This window comes from Endozoicomonas sp. 4G, from assembly GCF_023822025.1.
GTDB lineage: Bacteria > Pseudomonadota > Gammaproteobacteria > Pseudomonadales > Endozoicomonadaceae > Endozoicomonas_A.
In genome coordinates this window covers 5,787,637-5,799,871 of the sequence record NZ_CP082909.1, presented here as the reverse complement: position 1 = coordinate 5,799,871, position 12,235 = coordinate 5,787,637, and the positions used below count along the sequence as shown (strand labels likewise).

Genomic DNA, 12,235 nt, shown 5'->3' with positions numbered 1-12,235 from the left:
CTGAGCGGAGTCGAAGGGCGCTCAGGGTGAACGGAGTCTGAGGGCCATTGATAGAAGGAACCCATCAATTACATTGAAACTAGCCTTCCGATTTATAGAATGCATAAAAGTTGTACGTCCCTCCATCGGAACAGTGAAGATAGACCGGTGAAAATTTAAAATTGTCATCCTTCATAGTGTATGCCCCATAACCATCGCATTGGATTGAACCTACACCAGGGATCAATGAAGGGCCATAGTACGCGCCATCCATACACTCTGAACCGAATTCGCCTCCAGGGCACGCATGAATCGCGCATTTCATAAAATATTCGCCCTTAAATTCATCAAAGTCTTTACCAGCTTGGAATTTTTCACAAACGATATTTACGCCACTTTTAATGCTAGGAACAAGCAGTCTGTCCTCGGTTGCCGAGGCATTACCGCAAAATGCCTGCAACATCACCATCGCTCCGATAGTTAACAAGATAAACGAAATTAATTTTTTCATGACTTCTTAACCTCACTGCAACAATTTTTAAAAGTCGGCTCCTAACCGGTTTTGACAGGCTGCTTTACCAGCAGCTCTAACAAGGGCTGAAGCACACCTTTTCCCCCGTTTCTCCCCCGTTTCTCCACGTTCATGACCATCTAACCATCGATCCGCACGGCGAAGTATAGCCTGTTAAAACCGGTTAGGAGCCTTGATTATTTGAGTGCTGGTTGTAATTGACTGTCCGACCAGAAACTAACTGGCAGGAAGCACATGAAAAAAAACAGCAAAGAAATGACAGACGCTACCGCCCAAAACAAACACATGCCAAATAGCATGATTAAAAGGCAACTTCTTCCACAGGTAAAAAACAGCCCCCAGGGTATAAGAGAGACCACCCGCTACCAGCCAGTAGATGCCATCCAGCGATATCTTGCTGGCTAACTCTTTTGATGCCAGGACCACCAGCCAGCCCATCAAAATATAAGTGGCGACCGAAAACTTTTTAAAGCGTGACCCAAACCAGACTTTAAAAACAATGCCGGCCACAGCCAGCAGCCAGATAATGGCAAACATGGTCCAGCCCAAAGTCCCCCTCATGCTGACCAGCAGGAAAGGGGTATAGGTTCCGGCGATCAGAAGATAGATGGAGCAATGATCCAGCAGTTTGAAAACCTTTCTGGTCTTCTCATGCTGAAGGCTGTGATAGAGCGTAGAAGAAAGAAAAAGCAGTACCAGTGTTGCACCGTAGATACTAAAACTGACAATACGCCAGACATCATGCTGTTCGGCAGCGTACGCTACCAACAGGGTCAAACCGGCAACACTGAACAAGGTGCCCAGGCCGTGGGTGATACTGTTGGCAATCTCTTCAGCCAGGCTGTATCTGGCCATCAGGTTATTTCCTGTGTCGGTGTTAGCTGACATCTTAACGCTCGGAGCGGACTGTCGAAGCCAGATAATACTCAATTACACATCACTTCGCTTTTCTTTTTCTTGGCTGCCTGCCGGTGGACTTGCTACCAGCAGGTTTTGCTGAAGACTTTTTGTTGGCTTCCGGCTTTTTAGCGGCGGATGGCTTTTTACCAGCTGATGGCTTTTTACCAGCTGATGGCTTTTTACCAGCTGATGGCTTTTTACCGGCAGATGGCTTTTTACCCGCTAAAGGCTTCCCATCTTTCTTGTCAGTGCTTTTAGCCTTGGCTTTTTGCTTGCGGCTGGGTTTTCGCTGTTTATCTGCTGGCTTCTTGCCTGACTCTTCCGACTTTGCCGCATCCAGCAAGGCTCTTTTTGCTGCCCGGCTCTTGGCAACATTGGCCAATGGCTTGCCACCTTTTGACGGACTTTTTCGAGACTTGCGAGAACGAGAGGGTCTCAGTGCAGTGCCTGTCGATAACTCAAAATCAATTTTCTGATCATCCAGATTGACGCTGGCCACCGTGACTTCAATATCATCACCCAATCGATAGCTTCTACCGGTTCTCTCACCCACCAAACGATGATGAACCGCATCGTGGTGATAATAATCACCTGGAAGACCAGTGACGTGCACTAGCCCTTCGACATAAACATCATCCAGGGCAACAAACAGACCAAAACCGGTCACCGACGCAATAACACCGGAATAGGTTTGCCCGATGTGCTGTTGCATATACTCACACTTCAGCCAATCCATTGCATCCCGTGTAGCTTCGTCGGCCCGGCGTTCAGTCGCAGAACAGTGCTCCCCCATAGCCTGCACATCATTGCCATCGTAGGGATAAATGGTCTTTTTGTTCATTTCCCTGGCACCGGCACGAACGACGTGACGGGTTTCAACAGAGGAACGAATGATATGACGAATGGCCCGGTGCACCAGCAGGTCGGGATAACGACGAATCGGCGAAGTGAAGTGCGCATACTCGTCAAAGGCCAGCCCGAAGTGACCCTGGTTATCCGAGGTGTAGACCGCCTGACTCATAGAGCGCAGAACCACGGTCTGAATCACCTTGTAATCGGGACGATTTTTGACCGATGCCAACAGAGCCTGGAAGTGAGCGGGCTTCAAGTTGCCCGCAGGCAGCGATAAACCAAGACTGGCAATAAAGCTGTTGAGATTCAGCCGCTTCTCCATAGTCGGCCCTTCGTGCACACGATAGAGACCGGGAAGCTTGTGTTTCTGAAGGAATTTAGCAGCGCAGACATTGGCGCAAAGCATACACTCTTCAATCAACTTGTGGGCATCATTGCGGACGGCAGGAACAATTTTTTCAATTTTTCGGTTACGCCCGAAGATAATCTGTGTTTCTACCGTTTCAAAATCAATGGTGCCACGATCAGAACGGATACTTTTCAGAACCTTGAACAGGTTATAAAGCTCTTCAACGTGGGGAAGCACCGCTTTTCGTTCGCGGCGCAGAGCCTTACCCTCATCACTAAGCGGCTCTGACAGCATTTCCCAGACCTGGGTATAAGTCAGACGGGCGTGGGAGCGAATCAGCCCCTCGTAGAACTTGTAACCGGATATTTTACCTTTGCCACTGATGGTCATTTCGCACACCATGGCCAGGCGATCCACTTCAGGATTCAGAGAACAGAGACCATTCGAAAGGACTTCCGGCAACATGGGAATAACATGCCCTGGAAAGTAAACAGAAGTGCCCCGGTTGTGGGCTTCCTTATCCAGCGCTGTACCGGGCTTCACGTAATGGGAAACATCCGCGATGGCGACGAATAAACGCCAGCCGCCGTTTTTTTTGGTTTCACAGTAAACGGCATCGTCAAAATCACGGGCATCTTCGCCGTCGATGGTCACGAAAGGTGTTTCTCTGAGATCAACGCGGTGATTTTTGTCCCGCTCAGCCACTTCTGGTTTGAACCGGGCTACCTGCTCTTCCACTTCAGGAGGCCACTCATGAGGAATGTCATGGGTGCGTAATGCCACTTCCACTTCCATTCCGGCATCCTGTCGTTCACCCAATATTTCCTTGATCAGGCCAACAGGTTGAACACGTCGGCCAGGCTGCTCAAGGATTTCAACCAGAACATACTGCCCGTGACTTGGCATCAAAGGGCCGGGCTTAATACGAATTTCGCGATCAATTCGGGAATTTTCCGGTACGACAAAAACATTGTCGTGTTCTATGTAGAAGCGACCCACCAGCTGGGTGGTATTGCGCTCTATGACTTCAACTATCTGACCTTCACGTCGTCCTCTACGATCCACACCGGTTTCACGAATGACCGCACGATCACCGTCAAAAGCCTTGCGCATTTCACGCCATGAGAGGTAATAGTCTTCTCCACCCTCATCAGGAATAAGAAAACCATAGCCGTCTTTATTACCCTGAATACGCCCTTTTACCAGATCCATTTTACTCAGCAGGCCATAGGTGCCCTTGCGGGTTTCCAACAGCTGACCGTCACGAATCATGGCTTTCAGGCGGAATAACAGCGCTTCCTGCTGCTCAGGCACCGTCACACCCAGCTCACGGCACAGTACTTTATGGCTCGCCGGAGCCCCCCTGTTTTCCAGAACTTCCATAATAAATAGACGACTGGGGATAGGGTTGTCGTAGCGGGCCGCCTCATCAGCAGCCTGGGAATCCAGTTCTTTCCACCCTTTTTTGGGCATAGGGTTTATCAACCTCTTGGTGATCAAATTATATCTATAGGCAGTGTAACCCTGATTCGGGTAACCAGTGAGCATCTTTGCCTAGTATGCCCATACTTGCAACAGAATTCCTACCACTGGTGCGTTGGGACACAGGGTGATGTGTTGATTCAAATCAATATTGCGCCACAGACAGGCGATTAAAATATTAACCATCAAGAAAAAAGCTTTCTACACCCAAACATAAGGGATCATCATGAACAAAAATCTTCTCTCACTTACTGTGGCTGCTGCTATTGCCGTTTCTGCTGCATCGGCTCAGGCTTATGAGGCCGGAGATTTTATTTTCCGAGGCGGAGCAGCCAGTGTCCAGACGGATGTTGACAGCGGGGGATTAAAAACCAACGGGGTTGAGGACAAAAACGCTACAGCCGACGTCGACAATAACACTCAGCTGGGACTCTCCTTTACCTACATGCTGTCAGATAAGTTTGGCGTTGAGCTGCTGGCAGCGACACCGTTCAAGCACACTCTGGAAGGAAAAGGTAGTCTGGCAGGACTAAACCCAAACCATCTAGAAAACCGGAGTTTTACCACTCTGACAGATTGTTTGCCCTTAGGCGCTCTTCTTCATCATTAAGAGAATCTTTGACCCAGAGTCTGTCAGCTACTTTTTCAGGATTTCGGTTTATACGTTCAACGAATTTTTTTGCGGCTTCGAGCAGATCTTCTGCCGTTTTATGGCAGTGATGGTATGTAACATCTTCCCGGAACCAGCGCCATAAGGCTTCTACAGGCATAAAGTCAGGGCTGTAGGCTGGCATCTGGATAATGTTCAAATTCAGGCGTAGCCCCGCGTCCCTTACAAAGTGTGCGGTATGCCATGATGCACCATCCCACACAATGTCGATTTTCCTGTCAGGGTTCTCCTGCCTGATTCGTTCCAGAACATTAACGGTGTGCTCTTTCCGCCCACAGGGATAAGGCCACATTCTGACCTGACCAAAATTGTAGTAATAGATTCCGTAGAAGGTGATCTTGTCAGCCAGCTTTGGAGAGTGTGAACTGACCCAGAGTCTTTCGCCTTTACGGGACCAGCCATAGCCAATATCGGCATCTTGATGAATATGAGCTTCGTCAATGTAGACCAGCAGGCGTTTCTGGAAAGTGGCTTCTGACAGCAACGGCTTTAAAGTTTCAAGAAAGGTAGCCCGTTTTACCGAGTCAGCCTTGTTGAGCAGTTTTTTGGCTTTCTTCCATGAATACCCCTGCCGTTTAAGAACCTGTCGTATGGTCTCACGGCAACATCGTACCTGAAAGCAATCCCAACACCATTGAACCAAGTATTTCAACGTCCAGCGAGGTGAGTTAAGAGAACTTTCCTGGTTAGCTGCTTTTTCCAGTGTCCGGTCAATCAGGCAAGCAGCAGCTTTACTGATAATTTGACAAAGGGGGCGGCCCCCAGTCCGCTTATAAACCATAGCCTCCGGCCCCTTTGAATTGTAGCGGTGAATCCAGTCAGTGACCGTTTCGAGATGCCGCCCCAATTGCTTGGCAACCTGAGTTGCAGAAGAACCCTGTGCCACTTGATAGAGCGCAGAAAAGCGCTCTCGTGTACGTGGGTGAGCTGCATGTATGGACTGCTGGAGCAGACAATCTTGTGTCTGCTGCCACTGTTGAGGGGAGACTTTTAATACCATGGGTAAGCAAGAAAAAATGAAAACTATCTTACTTATAGCGACGGGCTTGGCATGTCGTAGTGGGCGTAGTCATACAGGTAAATGAACGACTGTGATTGCGCACCTTCCCTATACCGGGGTGCGCTAGGTACCAATCCATTAAACTCCGGTTTTCTAGATGGTTTGGGTTTAGGGGATTTTGCTGAAGTCAAACACCTGCCTCCTACTGTCAGTCTGCAATACTACCCAATGGACAAAAACTCAAGGTTCCAGCCTTACCTGGGACTTGGCCTGAACTACACCGTTTTCTTCAATGAAGACTTCAAAGGTTCCGCCAGTGATACCTTCAGAGATCTGGATTTGGACAACTCAATGGGCTTGAGTGGACAACTGGGCTTTGACTATCAACTGAACGAGAGCTGGGCCTTAAACGCTGCTGTATGGTACATGGACATCAATACCACAGCGAACTTCAAGGGCACTGCCGGAAACCGCTACAGTCTGGACGCAGAACTGGATCCACTGGTTTACATGGCTGGTGTTTCTTACAGGTTCTGATGGAAAAGCAATCCCCGCCAGTGAACCTGGCGGGGGAACGGATCAGCCGAAAGGCTGTTCCAGAATAATGGTTTCTACACGATCCGGGCCGGTAGAAACGATGTGGATCGGTGTTCCCACCACTTCTTCCAGACGACGGATGTAGGCACGGGCATTCTCAGGCAGATCATCCAGACTCTTGGCTCCGAAAGTAGACTGGCTCCAGCCAGGCACTTCTTCGTAAACCGGCTGAATCGCTTCGTACTCTTCAGCATCCACAGGCGTGGTGATGGACTCACCCTGGGCATTCTTGTAGCCGGTGCAGATTCTGATGGTTTCCAGACCATCCAGCACATCCAGCTTGGTCAGGCAGAGACCGGATACCGAGTTGATCTGTACCGACTGACGCAGAGCCACAGCGTCAAACCAGCCGCAACGACGGGGACGGCCAGTAGTGGCACCAAACTCATTGCCTTTTTTGGCCAGGTGCATACCTACATCGTCAAACAGTTCGGTCGGGAAGGGACCGGAACCGACACGAGTCGTGTAAGCCTTGGTGATACCCAGAACGTAATCCAGGTACAGAGGGCCAAAACCACTGCCGGTAGAAACACCACCTGCAGTGGTATTGGAAGAAGTCACGAATGGGTAGGTACCGTGGTCGATATCCAGCAGAGAGCCCTGCGCGCCTTCAAACAGAATGTTGTCACCCTTGCCATGATGCTCATGAACCTTGTCGGTCACGCGCTCAATCATAGGTTTGATCTGTTCACCCATGGCCAGTGCTTCATCCAGGGTTTTCTGGAAATCGACCGGGTCAGCCTTGTAGTAGTGTTCCAGGGCAAAGTTATGATATTCCATCACTTCTTTCAGCTTCTGGGCAAAACGCTCAGGGTGCAGCAGATCGGCAACACGCAGTCCACGGCGAGCCACCTTGTCTTCGTAGGCAGGACCAATACCACGACCGGTGGTACCGATTTTATCTTTGCCCCGTGCCACTTCACGAGCCTGGTCCAGAGCAATATGATAGGGAAGAATCAGCGGGCAGGATGGGCTGATACGCAGACGTTCACGGACAGGAACACCACTTTCTTCCAGCTTGTGAATTTCTTTTAGCAGGGCTTCAGGTGACAGCACCACACCATTACCGATATAACATACGACGCCTTCACGCAGAATACCGGAAGGAATCAGGTGCAGAACGGTTTTTTCACCGTCGATCACCAGTGTGTGGCCGGCATTATGGCCGCCCTGGAAACGCACAACCGCTTCTGCCTGCTCAGTCAGCAGGTCAACGATTTTGCCCTTACCTTCGTCACCCCATTGAGTGCCCAGTACGACAACAGTCTTACCCATGGTAAACGGTCTCTTACTTTCTAAAATAAACAGACATGACAAAGTGCAGTTCAAACGATTTTCTGAACTGACTCTCATGCATTTCTGCGACAGGGCTATTCTACAACCCACTCTCCGTCACGGCAGACCAGCTGCCGGTCGCAACCCGTGCCCGCAGCGTCTGTCTCTTGTTCAGGCAGTTGGTAAACAACCCGTTGTCCCTGTCGACGCAGCTTCTGCACAGCAGCAGGATCTGCATTAACAGGAGCAAATATCATCATTCGCTCTTCACCAGCTTCCGGATCCAGAACCGCTTTTCGCTTGATTAACGTCTTCAGATCTGTGCTGAACCCGGTAGCAGGACGTCCTCTACCAAAGACTCGCCCAATGCCGTCGTAGCGACCACCTTTGGCAATCGCCTGACCCTGTCCGGAAACATAGGCCGCAAATACAACGCCTGTATGATAGTTATATCCGCGCAGCTCAGCCATATCGAGGTAGAGGTTAGCTGACGGATAAAGCTCAGCGACCTTGCCGGCAATCACTTCCAGCTGGTCGAGTGCTTTAAAAACAGCCTCTGGCGCCTCTTTCAGTAACGCTCGGGCATCATTGATCACACTGACGTGACCGGTCAGGGAGGTCAGCGCTTTAAACATCTCCGCCGTGCCCGAACAGATTTTCCAGCCAGCCAGCAGTTCAGATACTTCACAGGCGGCTTTTCTCTGCAGCGCGTCAAACAGTTTTTGCTCCTGTGCCTCGCTCAGCCCGGCGTATTCCACCAGCGAACGATAAATCCGGACATGACCAAGATCGAGGTTCACAGACTCGATACCCACCGCTGCCAGTGTCTCCAGCATCAGGGAAATGATTTCAATATCACTCTCAACACCACCATGGCCGTACAATTCAGCACCCAGCTGAATAGGTGACCGGGTGGCGCCCAGCGATGCCGAACGAGTATGAAAAACAGTGCCTGCGTAACAAAGCCGAACCGGCCCTTTTTCGGTCAGGGTGTGGGCGTCAATTCTGGCAACAGCGGGCGTAGCATCGGCCCTCAGCCCCATGGTTCTGCCCGTGAGTTGGTCCGTTACTTTAAACGTTTGCAACTCCAGGTCACGACCCACGCCGGCGGTCAGTGACTCCATAAACTCCAGATGAGGAGGGATCACCAGTTCATAGCCCCAGCAATCGAATAAATCCAACATCTCACGACGGAGCATTTCTGCCTGACGGGCTCTGGGAGCCAGAATTTCCTCAATGCCATCTGGCAATAACCAGCGATCTGAGACGGTCATAACAGCCCTCTTTGGTCCGCACAGGCACACAAAAAAACCGGGCTAAACCCGGTTTGCGGTATCATACCACTGGCTGAAGCAGAGTTCACGACCCACTATCGATTATTTATCAGTCTCAATGAGCCGTTGAGAGCAGTACGATTCCCCACACCCAAGGTTAGGTCCGCCAGAATAAATAAAACAGTTTTAAATTTAGAGTCTATGGTTAGGCCTCAGCAGTCAATCTATGGACAAATTTAACCATGAAAACTGTAAGATCTTTCACAATGACTCGTCTGTTGCTGTTATTCATTCTGTCTGTCATTTTGCCGGTTACCGGTCACAGCTCTGCCATTTCCAGCCTGTTGAGCTGGACGGGATGGGGGAGTCCGTTCAAATCCTCAGAGACATCAGGAACGATTAACAGGATGTTGTTTATGGAGGGCAGTCCGCCGCTTCACCTCGTTTACGATGCCAAAAAGAGTGACGAAACAAGCAAGACAGCTGAGCTGGAGAACAACCAGCTCTATATCAACCTGGATAGCAAGTCAGGCGATACCTTTCATTTTTGTTTCAGGTCAGCTAACGCCTTATCGACGAAGCACTATTCCTCCCACTACCCCTCCCCACCCGTGATTACCAGGACGTCAACGGGACAGAGTTTACCGGATATTCAGGTTGGGGAAGTGAGACGGGCCGAGCTGACAGCAGACCCTGATCGCTGGCAATATGAACATTTAGCGAAATGGCGTTTACCCGCAGGCAAGGCATCATTGGTTCTGTCGGTTCAAGACAATAATAATGAATGGAGTATAGAACCGGAATGCAGCGGTATTGTTTCAGAAAGCACCGGTTTTCCACCATCGTCGGATGGCGACACTGCCGGTAGCCATTCTTACGGCGATAAAAAGCGATCATCTGTCGATATTGTTTTCCGAAACCCCAAAGCTTCAGAAAACAAGCTCAGCAATCCTGGCGACACCAGCCGTTCCAATGCGCCTTTTGCAATACCCGCAAACCCGAATATCGCCGATAACAGCGAGTCATACACAAGCTCTGGTGGTGGTTTTGGTGGCAGCGACGATTTAGACGATCCATTTAAAAGAAGGCCGGGAGGTGGCATGGCCCCGCTTTACTCTTTTGAAGTGATGAGCAAGCTGGTCAGCAGAATAATTCTGGTGCCTATCCCTGGCGCTAACGAAGGGACGGTTAAGAAAAAACAAGCTTGGAAACAAGTGTGGGACACCCAGATTGTTCTCAAAATCAAACGGGGCTGGAATGAGCAGACCATCCTTATTTCACAACAACTGTGGGACAAAATAAGGAGAGCAAACCTTGAACGAAACTCTGGACTTTTTCTGGCGATGTCCCAGAATCCGGATAATCCGGAAGCCGCATTTGACCATTACCTGAACAGCAATCCGGAACAGACGGAAAACTACCATGGTTATACAAAACAAGCGTTCATTTTAAGCCCTAAACAATTACTCAGCGTGTCAGTCTTTCCGGGCAGCTGCCCGACGGGGGTCAGTTGTCCGAAAGGAGAAGGAACTGAAAAAATTACAAAGGGTGTTTCCGGACTTGATTTAACCGACCCTCCCTCCTACGCGGAATCTCAGGCAGCCGCTTATCGACGCACCTCTGGTGGTAGTGGCAGTGGAAATGAGGGAGGCGATGGTTTTGATGGGACCCCAAAAAACGGGGCTTGCCAAAAGTGTAAACAATTTAAACACATCTACCGCAATGACATGTGCTTCGAGTGCGCTAACAATGCCATGCGTGTATTCGAACAAAGTCTTAGCGACCCAGCTCCTGTTTTAACAACTAAGAAAATACCCGTCACAGTGGCAAAAGTGGTTGATACTTCAGCCATCAAACTATCAAGATGGCTCGAAAAATTGGTAGATACCGGGCAAGATGGGAGATATTTTCAACATATCATTCAATGCAAAAGGTATGAACTTTATAGAGTTCTCACTGAAACTCTTTTGCAGTATAAAGAAAGCATGAAAACATTTCATAAGTACTGGGTTAAACTTTCCAGAAATGAATTATCTACTGCCGAATTAATTCTAAAGGTCGGCGAACTGGCCAGCAATAATGGAATCAACAGACATGCCGAGGTGGCAAGAATTATTAAAACACTGGCTCGTCACCGGGAACACCTTGAGACGAAATACCATTTCGATAGAGTTAAAGAAAATAAATTAGCCGACATACTGAAAGAAAGTAATCTTGTGACAGCTAATGATCTTTACAATCTTGAATACCGATTAATAGGCCATCAAAATAAAAAAGAATTAATCGATTTTATTTACCAGATACTTCAACAAACCAGTCATTTGCTAACAGACGCAACAGTTCCTTCGACAAGTTACACACTCATGGAATTAAGCGAATTATCCAGAGAGCTGGGTAAAGATTATCTTTTTGGCCTTCCCATTTATAAGGATGGAAATCTAGACATTAGCCCCTGGGGTTGGGATCAATATAGTTTTATTACCCAATCTAACAGGTACCGAGTAGAAACAAACACAAAACTTCATACACTTGAAAGCTTTGGTCATTTTATTTCTGAGGGTAATCCATCCACGCCTGAACAGGTTAAAGCCATATTGACCGGTTTAGCTATTTTAAGCTCAACACTACCGGAAACTGGCGGTTTCAGACAAAAACTTTCTACGGAACAACGTGTGCTTTTCAGTAAGTTTGCCGAAACTGCCAGGAAAGAACTTGTTAACTTCCTGAACTTAACAACTCCAGATCAAAAATATGCGTTCATAAATAGTATGTTTTTCATCTTTGGCGTAGTTCCCACGGAACTGGCTGATCAACTGACTCAGGAACAGGAACCCGGTTTTATTCCGCAAGAGCAAGCTGCTGCTGGCGCAGTGGCACATCGTCCGCATAAGCAATCACAGCAATCAAAAATAAGTTCGCCGCGCATTCATATGGACTCGCCTTTACCAGATGATGTACTCCGGTATCTTGCTGATGAACTAAGCACCAACTGGAAATGGTTTGCCTGGAATACGGGAATTTTAGAGTATTATCAAGTAGAGACTATTGATGCTGAGAATCATAGAGTTCAACACAAAGCAATGAAAATGCTAGATATGTTGAAGCACAAGAGAGGAGGGCTTACCTTTGGATACGTGCTTAATGTTCTAAGAAAAATAAAACTGAATTTGATTGGCGACAAGATAGCAGGTGATTACGGTCTGCCAATCACTCGATAAATTACTTTCTCCTGTTTCCGATTTTACCGTTTTGGCACTCTGCCCACCTGATCTAAAGAAATCAGTGGGCAGAGTGTCAAAACACTTGCCTGAGGCCTGACCGGCTT

General features: G+C 48.7%; 9 protein-coding genes. 3 read left to right on the top strand and 6 right to left on the bottom strand.

Annotated elements, in window-relative coordinates:
* Positions 1-79: 79 nt before the first annotated feature.
* From K7B67_RS23010 to rnr, 3 genes are all read right to left on the bottom strand, one after another.
* Positions 80-490, bottom strand: coding sequence for a hypothetical protein (locus K7B67_RS23010; RefSeq protein WP_252178178.1), 411 nt, complete (start codon positions 488-490; stop codon positions 80-82).
* A 237-nt stretch (positions 491-727) separates the two neighbouring features.
* Positions 728-1,366 (bottom strand): hemolysin III family protein, encoded by a 639-nt coding sequence (locus tag K7B67_RS23005; protein ID WP_252178177.1) that lies wholly within the window; start codon positions 1,364-1,366, stop codon positions 728-730.
* An 82-nt stretch (positions 1,367-1,448) separates the two neighbouring features.
* Positions 1,449-4,085 carry a ribonuclease R gene (gene rnr, locus K7B67_RS23000; protein ID WP_252178176.1) on the bottom strand — a complete coding sequence of 879 codons (2,637 nt, stop codon included), beginning with the start codon at positions 4,083-4,085 and terminating at the stop codon, positions 1,449-1,451.
* Positions 4,086-4,320: 235 nt separating this feature from the next.
* Between rnr and K7B67_RS22995 the strand changes: the two genes are divergently transcribed.
* Positions 4,321-4,704: an OmpW family outer membrane protein gene (locus tag K7B67_RS22995; protein ID WP_252178175.1), complete on the top strand. Its 384-nt coding sequence runs from the start codon at positions 4,321-4,323 to the stop codon at positions 4,702-4,704.
* On the opposite strand, the gene K7B67_RS22990 is transcribed toward K7B67_RS22995, so the two are convergent.
* Positions 4,655-5,764, bottom strand: a complete 1,110-nt coding sequence (locus tag K7B67_RS22990) for an IS630 family transposase (RefSeq protein ID WP_252178174.1) — start codon at positions 5,762-5,764, stop codon at positions 4,655-4,657. The two genes, K7B67_RS22995 and K7B67_RS22990, sit on opposite strands and share 50 nt — an antisense overlap.
* An 81-nt stretch (positions 5,765-5,845) precedes the next feature.
* Between K7B67_RS22990 and K7B67_RS22985 the strand changes: the two genes are divergently transcribed.
* Positions 5,846-6,301, top strand: coding sequence for an OmpW family outer membrane protein (locus K7B67_RS22985; protein ID WP_252178173.1), 456 nt, complete (start codon positions 5,846-5,848; stop codon positions 6,299-6,301).
* 42 nt (positions 6,302-6,343) lie between these two features.
* Here the strand turns inward: K7B67_RS22985 and K7B67_RS22980 are convergent, their stop codons facing one another.
* Positions 6,344-7,636 (bottom strand): adenylosuccinate synthase, encoded by a 1,293-nt coding sequence (locus K7B67_RS22980; RefSeq protein ID WP_252178172.1) that lies wholly within the window; start codon positions 7,634-7,636, stop codon positions 6,344-6,346.
* Between the two features lie 95 nt (positions 7,637-7,731).
* On the bottom strand, positions 7,732-8,910 hold the full coding sequence (locus K7B67_RS22975) for an ATP phosphoribosyltransferase regulatory subunit (protein ID WP_252178171.1): 1,179 nt from the start codon (positions 8,908-8,910) through the stop codon (positions 7,732-7,734).
* A gap of 266 nt (positions 8,911-9,176) precedes the next feature.
* On the opposite strand from K7B67_RS22975, the gene K7B67_RS22970 reads away from it, so the two are divergent.
* Complete coding sequence (locus K7B67_RS22970; RefSeq protein ID WP_252178170.1) at positions 9,177-12,128, top strand: hypothetical protein; 2,952 nt, start codon at positions 9,177-9,179, stop codon at positions 12,126-12,128.
* Positions 12,129-12,235 lie beyond the last annotated feature (107 nt).